The sequence below is a fragment of the Variovorax sp. J2L1-78 genome (assembly GCF_030317205.1).
Classification (GTDB): Bacteria; Pseudomonadota; Gammaproteobacteria; order Burkholderiales; family Burkholderiaceae_C; genus Variovorax; species Variovorax arabinosiphilus.
This window is the reverse complement of sequence record NZ_JASZYB010000001.1, coordinates 2009838-2024658: the sequence shown is the minus strand read 5'-3', so window position 1 is coordinate 2024658 and position 14821 is coordinate 2009838. Positions and strand designations below refer to the sequence as shown.

At 68.4% G+C, this 14821-nt stretch carries 19 protein-coding genes; 12 read left to right on the top strand and 7 right to left on the bottom strand.

Annotated features, from left to right (window positions below; translation table 11 throughout):
• Nucleotides 1-74: 74 nt before the first annotated feature.
• Entirely contained in the window at nt 75-986 is a 912-nt protein-coding gene (locus QTH86_RS09585) for an alpha/beta fold hydrolase (RefSeq protein WP_286644906.1), read from the bottom strand.
• Between the two features lie 142 nt (nt 987-1128).
• Between QTH86_RS09585 and QTH86_RS09580 the strand changes: the two genes are divergently transcribed.
• Genes QTH86_RS09580 through QTH86_RS09565 form a run of 4 tightly spaced genes read left to right on the top strand, consistent with a single transcriptional unit; the run spans nt 1129 to nt 3709 of the window.
• Nucleotides 1129-2190: an aldo/keto reductase gene (locus QTH86_RS09580; RefSeq protein WP_286644907.1), complete on the top strand. Its 1062-nt coding sequence runs from the start codon at nt 1129-1131 to the stop codon at nt 2188-2190.
• A gap of 12 nt (nt 2191-2202) precedes the next feature.
• On the top strand, nt 2203-2694 hold the full coding sequence (locus QTH86_RS09575) for an aminoacyl-tRNA deacylase (protein WP_286644908.1): 492 nt from the start codon (nt 2203-2205) through the stop codon (nt 2692-2694).
• A gap of 20 nt (nt 2695-2714) precedes the next feature.
• Nucleotides 2715-3353, top strand: a complete 639-nt coding sequence (gene plsY / locus QTH86_RS09570; RefSeq protein WP_286644909.1) for a glycerol-3-phosphate 1-O-acyltransferase PlsY — start codon at nt 2715-2717, stop codon at nt 3351-3353.
• 2 nt (nt 3354-3355) lie between these two features.
• Nucleotides 3356-3709 carry a RidA family protein gene (locus tag QTH86_RS09565; RefSeq protein WP_353505982.1) on the top strand — a complete coding sequence of 118 codons (354 nt, stop codon included), beginning with the start codon at nt 3356-3358 and terminating at the stop codon, nt 3707-3709.
• 19 nt (nt 3710-3728) lie between these two features.
• Here QTH86_RS09565 and QTH86_RS09560 read toward each other — a convergent pair whose 3' ends face one another.
• Both QTH86_RS09560 and QTH86_RS09555 read right to left on the bottom strand, forming a co-directional pair.
• Nucleotides 3729-4373 (bottom strand): retropepsin-like aspartic protease family protein, encoded by a 645-nt coding sequence (locus tag QTH86_RS09560; protein ID WP_286644911.1) that lies wholly within the window; start codon nt 4371-4373, stop codon nt 3729-3731.
• Nucleotides 4374-4380: 7 nt separating this feature from the next.
• Nucleotides 4381-4866: a YajQ family cyclic di-GMP-binding protein gene (locus tag QTH86_RS09555; RefSeq protein ID WP_286644912.1), complete on the bottom strand. Its 486-nt coding sequence runs from the start codon at nt 4864-4866 to the stop codon at nt 4381-4383.
• A gap of 42 nt (nt 4867-4908) precedes the next feature.
• On the opposite strand from QTH86_RS09555, the gene murB reads away from it, so the two are divergent.
• From murB to QTH86_RS09535, 4 genes are read left to right on the top strand one after another with little or no spacing between them, the layout of a single operon-like run.
• Nucleotides 4909-5961, top strand: coding sequence for a UDP-N-acetylmuramate dehydrogenase (murB, locus tag QTH86_RS09550; protein ID WP_286644913.1), 1053 nt, complete (start codon nt 4909-4911; stop codon nt 5959-5961).
• 5 nt (nt 5962-5966) lie between these two features.
• The gene (locus QTH86_RS09545) at nt 5967-6788 is read left to right on the top strand and encodes a glycine-rich domain-containing protein (RefSeq protein WP_444813801.1); all 822 of its coding nucleotides are present in this window, start codon (nt 5967-5969) and stop codon (nt 6786-6788) included.
• Nucleotides 6785-7330 carry a DUF4166 domain-containing protein gene (locus tag QTH86_RS09540; RefSeq protein WP_286644915.1) on the top strand — a complete coding sequence of 182 codons (546 nt, stop codon included), beginning with the start codon at nt 6785-6787 and terminating at the stop codon, nt 7328-7330. Before QTH86_RS09545 ends, QTH86_RS09540 begins: the two co-directional genes overlap by 4 nt.
• Nucleotides 7327-7716 carry a thiol-disulfide oxidoreductase DCC family protein gene (locus QTH86_RS09535; RefSeq protein WP_286644916.1) on the top strand — a complete coding sequence of 130 codons (390 nt, stop codon included), beginning with the start codon at nt 7327-7329 and terminating at the stop codon, nt 7714-7716. Before QTH86_RS09540 ends, QTH86_RS09535 begins: the two co-directional genes overlap by 4 nt.
• Before the next feature lie 55 nt (nt 7717-7771).
• Here the strand turns inward: QTH86_RS09535 and argG are convergent, their stop codons facing one another.
• The 4 genes from argG to QTH86_RS09515 form a co-directional block, all read right to left on the bottom strand.
• A complete protein-coding gene (gene argG / locus QTH86_RS09530; RefSeq protein WP_286644917.1) occupies nt 7772-9109 on the bottom strand; it encodes an argininosuccinate synthase in 1338 nt (445 codons plus the stop codon).
• A 16-nt stretch (nt 9110-9125) separates the two neighbouring features.
• Nucleotides 9126-9449, bottom strand: coding sequence for a pyrimidine/purine nucleoside phosphorylase (ppnP, locus tag QTH86_RS09525; protein ID WP_286644918.1), 324 nt, complete (start codon nt 9447-9449; stop codon nt 9126-9128).
• Between the two features lie 81 nt (nt 9450-9530).
• Nucleotides 9531-10085 carry a glycine zipper 2TM domain-containing protein gene (locus QTH86_RS09520; protein ID WP_286644919.1) on the bottom strand — a complete coding sequence of 185 codons (555 nt, stop codon included), beginning with the start codon at nt 10083-10085 and terminating at the stop codon, nt 9531-9533.
• 82 nt (nt 10086-10167) lie between these two features.
• A complete protein-coding gene (locus QTH86_RS09515; protein WP_286644920.1) occupies nt 10168-10521 on the bottom strand; it encodes an ArsC family reductase in 354 nt (117 codons plus the stop codon).
• A gap of 34 nt (nt 10522-10555) precedes the next feature.
• Here QTH86_RS09515 and folC point away from each other — a divergent pair, with 34 nt between their 5' ends.
• The 4 genes from folC to purF all read left to right on the top strand — a co-directional run bounded on the left by folC (nt 10556) and on the right by purF (nt 14809).
• Nucleotides 10556-11863 carry a bifunctional tetrahydrofolate synthase/dihydrofolate synthase gene (gene folC / locus QTH86_RS09510; protein ID WP_286644921.1) on the top strand — a complete coding sequence of 436 codons (1308 nt, stop codon included), beginning with the start codon at nt 10556-10558 and terminating at the stop codon, nt 11861-11863.
• Nucleotides 11864-11926: 63 nt separating this feature from the next.
• Entirely contained in the window at nt 11927-12772 is an 846-nt protein-coding gene (locus QTH86_RS09505) for an SPOR domain-containing protein (RefSeq protein WP_286644922.1), read from the top strand.
• 15 nt (nt 12773-12787) lie between these two features.
• A complete protein-coding gene (locus tag QTH86_RS09500; RefSeq protein ID WP_286644923.1) occupies nt 12788-13276 on the top strand; it encodes a CvpA family protein in 489 nt (162 codons plus the stop codon).
• A gap of 12 nt (nt 13277-13288) precedes the next feature.
• Nucleotides 13289-14809 carry an amidophosphoribosyltransferase gene (purF, locus tag QTH86_RS09495; protein WP_286644924.1) on the top strand — a complete coding sequence of 507 codons (1521 nt, stop codon included), beginning with the start codon at nt 13289-13291 and terminating at the stop codon, nt 14807-14809.
• Nucleotides 14810-14821: the final 12 nt, after the last annotated feature.

Below are 14821 nucleotides of genomic sequence, written 5' to 3'. Positions count from 1 at the left end.
AGCAAAACCCGCCAAGTCTGCCCGCGATTTGTGTCTGCGTGTGTCGGAGAAGGCCGCGAGCAGCCCCGTTCGCCTCAGCGCAGGAAGTCTTCGATCTGTGCTGCCACGCGTTCGGGCTGGTCGTGATGGAGCATGTGGCCGCAGTCGGGCAACCGTACGCTGCGAACGTCGCGTACGGCCTTCAGGCGCTCGTGGAATTGCGCCAGGGTGTAGTCCCCGGCCCAGCGGGCCAGGCTGTCGTCGCTCGCCTCGACCGATAGCACCGGTGCGGTGATGGCGGCGTAGAGGGCCAGTGCCTCGTCCACACGGTAAATGTTGGCGTTGACCACCTTGTGCGCGGCGTCGCCGAGGATGGCCCAGCGGGTGCTTCCATCGGCCTGCGTGTGTTCGGCGGCCCAGTGCCGCGCCAGCCAGTCGGCCTTGTCCTGCGGCAGGCGAGGGTTGGTCTTCATCAGGCGGCGCGCCACGCCGTCGGGCCCCGGGTAGCCCTGCATCGCCATCTCGCCGCGGTGCAGCTTCTTGAGCTGGTCGATCCACTGGCCGTAGCGTGCCGGCGCTTCCCCGGGCTGGCGCGCGGGCATGCCGAAGCCCTCGAGGTTGACCAGCCGTCGCACGCGCTGCGGACGCACGCCCGCGTACTGCATGGCGATGTTGCCACCCATGCTGTGGCCGACCAGGTCGACCGGTGTGTCGAGCGCGACATGGTCGAGCAGCCAGTCGAGGTCGGCCAGGTAGTCGGGCAGCCAGTAGTTGTCGACCGCGCCGCCGTCGGTCTCGCCGAAGCCGCGCCAGTCGGGCGCGACGACGAAGCGCTCCTCGGCCATCGCGTCGACCACGAACTGCCACGAGGCCGACACGTCCATCCAGCCGTGCAGCAGCACGAGGGGCGGGCGCGCCGCCGAGGGCGTGCCCCAGCTGCGCAGGTGGTAGCGCACGGTGCGTACCGGCACGTGGTCGCTGCGGGAAGGGCGTCGGGGGGCGTACATGGCGAGGGATCATACGAAGCCGCGCCGCGAGGGCGGTCACCCATCGGACATGCGGCGGACATGCAAGGGGGTGCGCTGCAGCATCGCGCGGCGCGCGGTAGAGTTTCGGCCTTCTCCTTCTCCGATCCGCGCGATCCACACCATGCAACGCATCCGACTCGGGCAGAGTGATCTGCACGTCACCCCGATCTGCCTCGGCACCATGACCTTCGGCGAGCAGGTCGATTCGTCCACCGCCCACGCCATCCTCGACCGCTCGCTGGAGCGGGGCGTGGATTTCCTCGACACGGCCGAGATGTACGCCGTGCCGGCCCGCCGCGAAACCTACGGCGCCACCGAGACCATCCTCGGCGACTGGTTCGCCGCGCGCCCCGGCGCCCGCCAGAAGGTCACGCTGGCCACCAAGGTGGCGGGCCCGTCGCGCGGCATGGACTGGGTGCGCGAAGGCAAGGGCATGACCGCTGCGGACATCGTGGCCTCGTGCGACGCGAGCCTCAAGCGCCTGAAGACGGACGTGATCGACCTCTACCAGATCCACTGGCCCGAGCGCCATGTGCCGGCCTTCGGCAACCTGTACTACGACCCGGCGAAGGAAACGTCGGAGACTTCCATCCATGCGCAGCTCGAGGCGCTCGGCGGCCTGGTCAAGGCCGGCAAGGTGCGCCACATCGGCCTGTCGAACGAGACACCCTACGGCGTGCACGAGTTCGTCCGCCTGGCCGAGCAGCACGGGCTGCCGCGCGTGGCCTCGGTGCAGAACGTGTACTGCCTGGTGAGCCGCGCGCTCGAGAACGGGCTGGACGAGACGATGCATCGGCTCGGCGTGTCCCTGCTGGCCTATTCGCCGCTGGCCTTTGGCCTCTTGACCGGCAAGTACGACCAGAGCGGCATCGAGGGCCCGGACGCCCCCAAGGGCGCGCGCATCTCCACCTACGAGTCGGTGCGCAAGCAGCGCTGGGGCCGCCCCGATGCGCTCAGGGCAGCGCGCCGCTACAACCAGCTCGCGCGCGACCACGGCATGACGCCGGCGCGCCTGGCGCTGGCCTTCTGCTACACCAAGTGGCAGGTGGCGAGCACGATCATCGGCGTGACCTCGGTGGCGCAGCTCGACGAGGACATCGACGCCTGGGGCACGCAGCTCTCGCCCGAGATCCTGGCCGAGATCGACAAGATCCGCTGGGACATCCGCGATCCCGCGAACTGAGGCCCGGGCGTCATGGCGCGCAAGCCGCACGTCAGCGAGACGCCGGCGACGCAGCTGCTGCGCGCCCGCGGTGTCGCCTTCACCGAGCACCCGTACGAGTACCTCGAACACGGCGGCGCGCAGCACAGCGCGGCGGTGCTCGGCTTCGACCCGTTCACGGTGGTCAAGACGCTGGTCATGCAGGACCAGGACGCCAGGCCGCTGCTGGTGCTGATGCACGGCAACCGCACGGTGTCGACCAAGAACCTGGCGCGGCAGATCGGCGCCAAGTCGGTCGAGCCCTGCAAGCCGGAGGTGGCGAACCGGCACAGCGGCTACCTGGTCGGCGGCACCTCGCCCTTCGGCACGAAGCGCGACATGCCGGTCTACATCGAGTCGACCATCCTCGAGCTGCCGAAGATCGCCATCAACGGCGGGCGCCGCGGCTACCTGGTCGGCATCGACCCGCGGGTGTGCGTGACGCTGCTCGGCGCGCAGCCGGTGCAGTGCGCGCTGGCAGAATAGCCAGCCCCACGGAGTCCCCCTTGAGCTTTCATCTTCCCTCGTTCATCGCGATCGTCCTGTCGTACCTGGTCGGCTCGCTGTCCTTCGCGGTGATCGTGAGCCGTGCGATGGGCATGGCCGACCCGCGCAGCTACGGCAGCGGCAACCCCGGCGCCACCAACGTGCTGCGTTCGGGCAACAAGGGCGCGGCCCTGGCCACGCTGGTGCTCGATGCGCTCAAGGGCTGGCTGCCGGTGTTCGTCATCCGTGTGTTCGGACCCGACCACGACATGGGCATGGGCACGGCGGCCCTGGCCGGCCTGGCCGCCTTCCTCGGCCACCTCTATCCGGTCTTCTTCGGTTTCAAGGGCGGCAAGGGGGTGGCCACGGCGGCGGGCGTGCTGGTCGGCATCGACTGGATGCTCGGGCTCGCGACCGGCATGAGCTGGGCCATCATCGCTTTCTTCTTTCGCTACTCGTCGCTGGCGTCGCTGGTGGCCGCCTTCTTCGCGCCGTCCTTCTATCTCATCGGCGGCGGCATCGCCTGGCCGTTGAACCGGACGGTGCTCGTCACTCTCATCGCCATCAGCCTGCTGCTGATCTGGCGGCATCGCGAAAACATCCGCCGTCTGGCGGCCGGCACCGAGTCCAGGCTCGGGGCCAAGAAGAAAAAGGAATGACCATGGCAGAGATTCAACGCTTCCACGTCGGCGCACGCCTGAGCGAGACGGCCGTGCACAACGGCACCGTCTACCTGGCGGGCCAGGTGCCCGACGACACCACGGCGGACATCCGCGGCCAGACCGCCCAGGTGCTCGCCATGATCGACAAGCTGCTGGCCGAAGCCGGCAGCGACAAGACCTGCATCCTCATGACGCAGATATTCCTCACCGACATCGCCGAGATCGGCGCGATGAACGAGGTGTGGGACGCCTGGGTGCCGGCCGGCCACACGCCACCGCGCGCCACCGTGCAAGCGGCGCTCGCCAACAAAGGCTACAAGATCGAAGTGGTGGTGACGGCCGCGCAACGTTGACCGTGACCGTTGATGCCGGCTAGAAGCGGCGTTCGAGCACCATCTGCTCGGCGTCGCGCCGCATCGAGAAGCGGCCGATGAAGCTGTTGCCCAGCAGCACGAAGGGCATGGGCTGCTGCGAGACGATGGCGTCGATGTCGCGCACCTCGACGTCGCCCACGCGCACCGAATCGAGCCGCAACCGGTAGCCCTGCGCCACGCCGTTGGCGGTGTTCATGCGCACCGGCGTGCCCTTCTGGTAGTCGAGGCCGATGCGGGTCGCGTCGGCCACCGACATGGCCACCGTGGTGGCACCGGTGTCGAGCATGAAGCTGACGCCACTGCGCCCGTTGATGGCGCCGCTGGCCATGAAGTGGCCGCGGCTATCGGCGTTGAGCACGATGCGCGAACCGCTCGCAGCGCTGCCGCCGCCTTCGCCGACGCTCACCGGCGAATCCATCCGCAGCGTGATGCGCTGGCCGGCGGATTCGACCACCGCCTGGCCATCCTGCAGCGACAAGAGGCGCACGTTCTGCACCTTTTCGCCGATGGCCACCGTCTTCGGCGCACCGCCGTTGACCACCAGGATCGCCCGGTTCCCGATGGTGCCGGTGAGCATCACCGAATCGGCATGCGCACCGGCGGCGGCGAGGCCCAGCCACAGGGCGAGCAGCGGGGCCTTCATGGGCGGCTCAGTCGCGGAAGTTGTTGAAGGACAGCGGCATGTCCGGCAGGTCCTTCTTGATGAGCGCCATGGCCGCCTGCAGGTCGTCGCGCTTGGCGCCGGTGACGCGCACCGCGTCGCCCTGGATGGCGGCCTGCACCTTCATCTTGCTGTCCTTGAGCAGGCGGGTGATCTTCTTGGCGTCCTCGGTCTCGATGCCGCTCTTGACCTTGATGACCTGCTTGACCTTGTCGCCGCCGATCTTCTGGACCGCGCCCTTGTCGAGAAAGCGCACATCGACGCTGCGCTTGGTCAGCTTGGCGCGCAGGATGTCCTCGACCTGCACGAGCTGGAATTCGGCATCGCCGATCAGGGTGATTTCCTTGTCCTTCAATTCGACGGCGGCGGCCGTCCCCTTGAAGTCGAAGCGGGTCGCGATTTCCTTGGCCGTGTTTTCCACGGCGTTCTTGACCTCGGGAAGGTTCGGTTCGCAGACGGTATCGAAAGACGGCATGCAGGCTCCTCGGATGCGCAAGGTGAATGCGACAATTCTCCCATGATCGTGGAGTCCAACGTCGCGCTGCAGCCCTTCAACAGCTTCGGCATCGTCGCGCGTGCGCAGCACCTGGCGCGCATCGCGAGCGAGGCCGACGTGGCCGCGCTGCGGGCCGACGCGCAGTGGCGCGACGTGCCCAAGTTCGTGCTCGGCGGGGGCAGCAACATCGTGATCACCGGCGACGTGAAGCCGCTGGTGCTGAAGGTCGAGATCAAGGGCCTGCGCCTGGTCGAGGACGGCGCCCGCGCCTGGATCGTGGAAGCCGGCGCCGGCGAGAACTGGCACGACACCGTGCAGTGGACCGTCGATAACGGGTTCCCCGGTCTGGAGAACCTGGCGATGATTCCCGGCACCGTCGGGGGTGCGCCGGTGCAGAACATCGGCGCCTACGGCATCGAGCTGCAGGACCGTTTCGAGTCGCTCGATGCGATCGACCTCGTCACCGGCCGCCACTTCACGCTCGACGCGGCGCAATGCGCCTTCGGTTACCGCGACTCGGTGTTCAAGCATGTGGCGGCGGGCGACAACGACTTCGGCCTGGCCGGCCGGGCGCTGATCACCCGGGTGCGTTTCCGCCTGCCCAAGCCGTGGAAGGCCGTGGTCGGCTACCTCGACCTTGAACGCAAGATGGAAGAGGCCGGCAATTTCACGCCGGACGCGAAGGACATCTTCGACTGGGTCTGCGCCATCCGCCGCGCCAAGCTGCCCGACTGGCGCGTGCTCGGCAATGCCGGCAGCTTCTTCAAGAACCCGACCGTCACGCCCGAGCAGTGTGCCGACATCATCGCGCGCGACCCGAAGATCGTGCACTACCCGATGGCCGACGGCAGCATCAAGCTGGCGGCCGGCTGGCTGATCGACGCCTGCGGCTGGAAGGGCAAGTCGGTCGGCAACGCCGGCGTGTACGAGAAGCAGGCGCTGGTGCTCGTGAACCGCGGCGGCCGCGAAGACCCGGTGACCGGCGGCGAGGTCATGACGCTGGCCAAGGCGATCCAGACCAGCGTGTACGAGCGCTTCGGCATCCGGCTGGAGCCGGAGCCGGTGGTGGTGTGACGGCGCTGTCGTCGCTCAACTTTCGCCGCCGTATCGATGCGCTGGCGTGGGGGCGACGGTTGCTGTGGGTGTTCTGCGCTGCCGCCGTGCTCTACGGGCGCACCGCCTGGGTCTTTTTCGCGGCCATCGTGGTGGGTGTCGTGCTCAACGGTGCACTCAAGGCCTGGCAGGAGAGTGCGCGGCGGCAGTTCGTCCGCGAGGCGCGCCTGCCGCCTTTTCTGCTCGACAAGCTGCGCGAACTCTATCCGTCGCTCCAGCCGCGCGACACCGAGCTGGTCGTGCGCGGCCTGCGGCAGTTCTTCATGGCGCATCTGCGCAGCAAGCGGCAGTTCGTCGGCATGCCGTCCAAGGTGGTCGACGCCGCCTGGCACGAATTCATCCTGCACACCCAGGCCTACCAGCAGTGGTGCCGCTATGCCTTCGGCGGGATGCTGCACCACACGCCGGCCGAGGTGCTCGGGCGCAGCGCCAAGCGCAACGACGGCTTGCGCCGCACCTGGTACTGGGCCTGCAAGGAGGAGAGCATCGACCCGCGCCGGCCGAGCCGCCTGCCGCTGCTGTTCGCGCTCGATGCCAAGTTCGCCATCGCGGGTGGCTTCAGCTATGTGGCCGACTGCCGCGACATCGACCGTGCCGCGAGTTCGGGTACGCATTGCGGCACCAGCTTCAGCGACGGCGGCTCGGGCTCCGGGCCGGGTGATTCGGACGGTTTCGGTGGCAGCGAATCGAACACCAGTGACAGCGGCGCCAGCGACAGCAGCAGCGGAAGCGACGGCGGATCGGGTTGCGGCGGTGGTGGGTGTGGCGGCGGTGGAGGTGGCGATTGACCCTGTCCCTCTATGCGACGCTCATGGGTGCTGCCTTCACCGAATTGGCCCCGGCCGTTCGCGAATTCCACAGCAGCGCAGGACGCGTTGCCTTCGACGGTTGGGCTGAAACGGCTGAGCCACAGACCCGGGTCGCCCGCTCGATCGCGCGACTGCTCGGCACGCCGCAGCGGCGGGGCCGACACGCCATCCGTTTCGAACTCGATGCGCGCCCGGCGACCGAAACCTGGACCCGCTACTTCCCCGGCCGGACGATGCGCTCGCGCATGGGCGGGCACGGCGGCGATCTGGTGGAGCAGCTCGGCCCGCTGCGCCTGCATTTCGGGTTGGCTGCGCAAGAGGGCGCGTTGGTGATGCAGTTGCGCCGCGTCCGCTGCTTCGGCGTGCCGTGCCCGCGCTGGCTGACGCCGCGCGTGCATGCGGTCGAGACGGGCATCGGCCGTGAGTTGCATTTCGACGTGCGGGGCGGGCTGCCCGGCATCGGCACCGTGGCTGCCTACCGCGGCCACCTCGACCTGTCGACGGCGAGGCCCGTGCCGTGATCGTCGTGTTCGATGCGCAATGCCTGCTGTGCGACGGCTGGGTTCGGTTCCTGCTGCGCCACGACCGGTGGCGCGTGCTGCGCTTTGCCTCGATCCAGGGCGCGAACGGCCGGGCCTTGCTGGGGCGTGCCGGTCTGCAGATCGATGGTCTGCAGACCTTGCTGCTGGTCGACGGTGACCGCAGCTGGCAGCACACCGCCGCCATCCTGCGCGTGCTGCATGCGCTGGGCTGGCCGTGGCGCTTGGCCTGGGCCGCCTGGTTGATTCCGGCGCCGCTGCGCGACGCGCTCTACCGCTGGTTGGCGCGCAACCGCTACCGCTGGTTCGGGCGCAGCGACGCCTGCCTGATGCCGCCGCCCGATCACGCGCAGCGCTTTCTCGATTGACCAAGAAGAAAGCCACCTCGCGGTGGCTTTCTTTCGGGGTTGGCGCAGCGGCCGTCTATTCTTTGTCGTCGTTCGTCAGCCGAGGCACCGACGCGCCATCGCCCACCTGCAGCAGCCCGGTCTTGGTGTAGATCGCCAGCTTGTCCCGCGTGTCGATGATGTCCAGGTTGCGCATCGTCAGCTGGCCGATGCGGTCCAGCGGCGTGAAGGCGCCTTCGACCTTCTCCATGCTCAGGCGCTCGGGCTTGTAGGTGAGGTTGGCCGACTCGGTGTTCAGCAGCGAATAGTCGTTGCCGCGGCGCAGTTCGACCGTCACTTCGCCGGTGATGGCGCGCGCCACCCAGCGCTGGGCGGTCTCGCGCAGCATGATGGCCTGCGGGTCGAACCAGCGGCCCTGGTAGAGCAGGCGGCCGAGCTTGCGGCCGTTGTCGCGGTACTGCTCGATCGTGTCTTCGTTGTGGATGCCGGTGACCAGGCGCTCGTAGGCGATGAACAGCAGCGCCAGGCCCGGGGCCTCGTAGATGCCGCGGCTCTTGGCTTCGATGATGCGGTTCTCGATCTGGTCGCTCATGCCCAGGCCGTGGCGGCCGCCGATGCGGTTGGCCTCCAGGATCAGCTCGACCAGGTCGGGGTATTCCTTGCCGTTGAGGGCGACCGGGCGGCCTTCCTCGAAGCGCACGGTGACCTCTTCACGCTTGACTTCGACCTCGTCCTTCCAGAAGGCGACGCCCATGATCGGGTTGACGATCTTGATGCCGCTGTTCAGGTGCTCCAGGTCCTTCGCCTCGTGCGTGGCGCCGAGCATGTTGGAGTCGGTGGAGTAGGCCTTCTCGGCCGACATCTTGTAGCCGAAGCCGGCCGCCGTCATGAAGGCCGACATCTCGGCCCGGCCGCCCAGCTCGTCGATGAAGAGCTGGTCGAGCCACGGCTTGTAGATCTTCAGCGCCGGGTTGGTGAGCAGGCCGTAGCGGTAGAAGCGCTCGATGTCGTTGCCCTTGTAGGTGCTGCCGTCGCCCCAGATGTGGACGTCGTCTTCCTTCATGGCGCTCACCAGCATCGTGCCGGTCACGGCGCGGCCTAGCGGCGTGGTGTTGAAGTAGGTCACGCCAGCGGTCGTCACGTGGAAGGCGCCGGCCTGTAGCGCGGCGAGGCCTTCGGCCGCGAGCTGGCTGCGGCAGTCGATCAGGCGGGCCTTCTCGGCGCCGTACTGCATCGCCTTGCGCGGGATCTCTTCGTAGTCCGGTTCGTCAGGCTGGCCGAGGTTGGCGGTGTAGGCATAGGGGATCGCGCCCTTCTGCTTCATCCAGTGCAGCGCGGCGCTGGTGTCCAGGCCACCGGAAAAGGCGATGCCGACCTTCTGGCCGGCGGGAACGTGTTGGAGGATGGTCGACATGGCGTGGGCGTCCGGTTCAGCCGAAGTGGCAGATGTAGCTGTAGGGCTCGCCGCTCACGCGGATCTGGAAACTCGAGTTGCCCGGCACGCTGAATTTTTCGCCAGGGCCCGACGTCACCCATTCGCTGCTGCCCGTGAGCTGGTATTCGCAGCGGCCCCACACGCCTTCCATGATCTCCGGCGCGCCGGTGCTGAAGGTCAGGGTCGCCGGCAGGATCACGCCCACCGACTTCTTCGTGCCATCGGCGAGCGTGAGGTTGTGGCTCACGCACTTGCCGTCGAAATAGACATTGGCCTTGGTCGCGACCGCGGTGCAGGCGAGGGATTCGTTGATCGTCATGGGAGGGGCAGGGCGCGGGCGCGCCGAAGAGAGGCGGAAAGCCGGCGATTTTAGGGCTTGCCGCGGCCTCTCGTCCCGCCCTCAGCGCCAGCGGCCGTGTCCGCCCCACCCACGCGAGTAGCCGAGGTTCAGCGACAGGCCGACGGGCGGGTAGGCATAGGCCGGCGCGTAGCCATACCCGTAGCCGTAGGCCGGTGCCACGTAGACCGGTGCCGGCGCCACGTACACCGGCGCCGGATACGCCGGCGCGGCGTAGTACGTCGGCGCTGCCGGGCGTGCCGACGACACCACCATGCCCGGCTCGGGCACCACGCCTTCCCACGGTGCGCGGCCATTGCCGTTGTCGGCAACGGGTTCGCCGTTCAGCTGCGACTGCGGCGCCACCGGCGCGGTGATCACGCCGTAGGCGCTCACGTCGACCGGGATGGTGCTGCCGGGGCGTGTGTCGGTGAAGGTCTTGTACTCGCGGCCCTGGTACTCGTAGGTCACGTTGTAGCCGGTGCGGCCATTCGATTCGGTCACCGGGGTGGCCGAAACCACGCGGGCCTGGACCTGTTGCTGGGCCATGGCGCTGCCGGTGGCCAGGGCGCCCAGCAGGGCGAGGCCGATCGCGGCGGTGTACATCTTCTTGCGCATGTCGAACTCCTTGAATGGGGAAGCGGGTGCTCCGTTTCAGCCCGGTTGGATGCGATTTGGCGCGCCGGGTTCAACCGGGTGCTCAGACCCGGGTGGACCATTCGGTTGCGTCGAACCCCGTTGTAACGTCCGGGCGGCCGTTCCAGTGGACGACCGGGCGCTTGATCAGGCTGGGGTTGGCCAGCAGCACGGCGCGGGCGGAACCGGCATCGACCACCGACGCCCGGGTCGCGTCGTCCAGCTTGCGCCAGGTGGTGCCGCGCCGGTTGACCAGCGCCTCCCAGCCGGGCGCCTTCAGCCACCGGTCCAGTTCGGCCTCGGGCACGCCTTCCTTCTTGAAATCGTGGAAGCGGTAGGCCACGCCGTGTTCGTCGAGCCAGGCGCGGGCGCGCTTGACGGTGTCGCAGTTCGGGATGCCGTAAAGGGTTGTTGTCATCTCGGAATCATGCCGCCCCGGCCGGTCGGCGACAATGCCGGCCTCCATGAAAACCCTAGCCGACTGGCTCGCGCACGCCGAGCGACAGCATCCCAAGACCATCGAACTCGGCCTGGAGCGCACCCGCACCGTGGCGCACCGCCTCGGGCTGGCCTTCGACTGCCCGGTGATCACGGTTGCCGGCACCAACGGCAAGGGTTCGACCTGCGCGATGCTGGAGTCGATCCTCGGGCACGCCGGCTACCGCACGGCCGTGTTCACGTCGCCCCACCTCGTGCATTTCGAAGAGCGCCTGCGCCTGAAGGGCGAGGCTATCGATGGCGCGTTGCTGGTGCCGCATTTCGAGGCCGTCGAGGCGGCCCGCGCCGAGATTCCGCTGACCTACTTCGAGCTCACCACCCTGGCCATCCTGCGCTGCATGGCCGAGGCGAAGCCCGACGTGGCGATCCTCGAGGTCGGACTGGGCGGGCGGCTCGACGCGGTCAACATCATCGACGCCGATTGCGCGGTGATCACCAGCATCGACCTCGACCACATGAATTTCCTCGGCCCGGACCGCGAGAGCATCGGCCGCGAAAAAGCCGGCATCCTACGCACCGGCCGGCCGGCGATCGTGAGCGACCCGATGCCGCCGCAGAGCGTGCTCGACCATGCCCGCGAGATCGGCGCCGACCTGTGGCGCTTCGGGCACGACTTCAACGTGTCGGGCGACAAGCAGCAGTGGGGCTGGAGCGGGCGCGGGCGGCGTTACAGCGGCCTGGCCTACCCGGCGTTGCGCGGCGCCAACCAGTTGCTGAACGCCGCCGGCGTCCTGGCCGCGCTGGAAGCCTTGCGCCAGCGCCTGCCGATCACCGCGCAGGCGGTGCGCACCGGGCTCGCGATGGTCGAGCTGCCGGGGCGCTTCCAGATCCTCCCCGGCCAGCCGACGCTGGTGCTCGACGTGGCGCACAACGGCCATGCCGTGGCGGCGCTGGCCGAGAACCTCGATGCGATGGGTTTCTATCCGACCACGCACGCGGTTTTCGGTGTCATGGCGGACAAGGACCTAGCGCCCATCCTGTCGCGCATCGGGCCGTTGATCGATCGCTGGTACTTCACCGACCTGCCCACGCCGCGCGCCGCCACAGGCGCGGCCGTCCAGGCGCAGTGGGCGGCGCAGAACACGCGCAAGGACGTGGCGTCGAGCGTGCATGCCGACCCGATGTCGGCGCTCCGCGCGGCCATCGAGGCGGCGGACCCCGCTGATAGAATCGTGGTCTTCGGATCGTTCTTCACGGTGGGTGGTGTGCTCGCGCACGGAACGCCCCGTCTGCAGGGCAAGCACCTGCTGTCAGGCGCCTGATCGGCGGGTGTCCGGCCTCTCGCAAAACGACACCGCGCTGCACTCAATCAGGGAAACGAATACATGGCGTTCTTCAAGTTCCGCTCGCGTGGCCAGCCGACCAATGAAAGCCGCAACACCCCGGTATCGGCCGCGCCTGCAGAAAGCGTCGAAGCCATGCGCCGGCGCGCACGCCATCGGCTGCTGGGCGCCGCGGTGCTGGTGCTCGTCGGTGTGATCGGTTTCCCGCTGCTCTTCGATACCCAGCCGCGGCCTGTCGCCGTCGACATCCCCATCGAGATTCCCGACCGGAACAAGGTCGCGCCCTTGCCGGCCCCGGTCGCCCAGGCGCCCGCGCCGACACCGGCCACGCCGCCCGCCGAGGAGCGCCCGCGTACGGCCACCAACGCGCCGGCGACCGGCGTCATCACCGAGACGGCCGATGGCCGCGAGCTGCCGTCCGACCGACCGGTCGCTTCGGCCCCGCCGGCCGAGACGCATCCCGCGCCGAAACCCGAACACAAGCCCGAGGCCAAGCCGAAACCGGAAGCCAAGCCCGAGCCGAAGCCCGAACCCAAGCCTCAAACGGCCACTGCGGCCAAGCCGGCCGACGACGGCGCCCGCGCCCGCGCGCTGCTCGACGGCAAGAACGCGGCGGCCGCTGCCGCAGCGGCCAAGCCGGTGGCGGCTTCGGACGACGCCGGTCGCTTCATCGTGCAGGTCGGCGCCTTCGCCGAAGCGGACAAGGCGCGCGAGGTGCGCCAGAAACTCGAGAAGGCCGGGCTCAAGACCTACACCAACGTGGCCAAGACGCCCGATGGCGAGCGCACGCGGGTGCGCGTCGGTCCGTTCGCGTCGCGCGCCGAGGCGGACAAGGCGGCCGGCAAGATCAAGGGCTTGTCTTTGCCCGCGGCCGTCCTCAGCTTGTAGGCATCGCGCACGACCGTGACCCTGCTCGACTGGATTGCCGCCCTGCTGCTGGCGGTGTCGCTGGTGCTGGGGTTGGTGCGCGGGCTGGTGTTCGAAGTGATTTCGCTGGCGGGTTGGGTCGTGGCTTTTTTCAGTGCGCAGTGGTTCGCGGGCGATGTGGCGGCGTGGCTGCCCATCAGCGGCGACCCGGAGGCTTCGTGGCGCTATGCGCTGGCCTTCGTGCTGATCTTTATCGCCGTGGCCTTCGGCGTCGGGCTGATCGCCGCGCTGACGCGCAAACTGATCGCCGCGGTCGGGCTGCGGCCGGTCGACCGGATGCTCGGCGCGGTGTTCGGCCTGGCGCGTGGCGCGGTCGCGCTGCTGGCCGTGGCGGTGGTTGTGCATTTGCTGTCGTTGAGCGAGAGCGCCTGGTGGCGCGAATCGCACAGCGCGCTTGTTCTGGATGCGGCACTGCAGGGCCTGAAGCCTGCATTGCCAGAGAAGTTGGCCAGTTACCTGCCCTGAGAGGAAAGTCCCATGTGTGGAATCGTCGGCGTTGTCAGCAGCGCGCCCGTCAATCAATTGCTCTATGACGCCCTGCTGCTCCTGCAGCACCGTGGCCAGGACGCCGCCGGCATCGTCACGCTGCTGGAACGCAAGTTCTTCATGCACAAGGCCAAGGGCATGGTGCGCGACGTGTTCCGCACCCGCAACATGCGTGCGCTGCCGGGCGACGTGGGCCTGGGCCAGGTGCGCTACCCGACCGCCGGCAACGCCTACAGCGAAGAAGAGGCGCAGCCCTTCTACGTGAACGCACCTTACGGCATCGTGCTGGTGCACAACGGCAACCTGACCAACGCCCACGCGCTGCGGTCCGAACTGTTCTCGACCGACCACCGCCACACCAATACCGAGAGCGACTCGGAGGTGCTGCTGAACGTGCTGGCGCACGAGATCGAGCGCTCGACCCGCGGCGGCATGCTGAACTCGACCACCGTGTTCGAGGCGGTGCGGGCTGTGCATCGGCGCCTGCGGGGCTCCTACGCGGTGGTGGCACTGATCGCCGGCCACGGCCTGGTCGCCTTCCGCGACCCGTACGGGATCCGTCCATTGGCCATGGGCCGCGGCGCCGACGGCACCGTGATGGTGGCGAGCGAATCGGTGGCGCTCGAAGGCTCGGGCCATGTGTTCGAGCGCAATATCGCGCCGGGCGAAGCGGTCTTCATCGACCTGCAGGGCCAGGTGCACGCCGAGCAGTGCGCCGACGCGCCGACGCTCAACCCCTGCATGTTCGAGTTCGTCTACCTGGCGCGGCCCGATTCGGTGATGGACGGCATCTCGGTCTACCAGGCGCGTCTGAACCTGGGCGAGACGCTGGCCAAGCGCGTGGTGTCGACCGTGCCGCCGAGCGAGATCGACGTGATCATCCCGATCCCCGAATCGAGCCGCCCGAGCGCCACCCAACTGGCGCACCTGCTGGGCATTCCGTACCGCGAAGGCTTCGTGAAGAACCGCTACGTCGGCCGCACCTTCATCATGCCGGGGCAGGGCGTTCGCAAGAAGTCGGTGCGCCAGAAGCTCAACGTGATCGCGAGCGAGTTCAAGGGCCGCAACGTGCTGCTGGTCGACGATTCGATCGTGCGCGGCACCACCAGCCGCGAGATCGTGCAGATGGCGCGCGACGCCGGTGCGAACAAGGTCTACCTCGCGAGCGCCGCGCCGCCGGTGCGCTACCCCAACGTCTACGGCATCGACATGCCGACCAAGGGCGAACTGGTCGCGCACGACCGCACGATCGAGGAGATCCGTGAGCTGATCGGCTGCGACGCGCTGATCTACCAGGACGTCGAAGGCATGAAGCGCGCGGTGATGAAGGCGTCGCCGACCACGCCCGGGGCCCCGAAGCTCGACGGCTTCGACTCGTCGTGCTTCGACGGCATCTACGTGACCGGCGACATCGACAGCGATGCCATCCTCCGCATGAACGGCAGCCGCCCGCGCATCGAGGAGACGGAAGAAGACTCGTCCCGCCTGGCGCTGCCCAACCTTGCCGAATGAATCCGGAGAGCC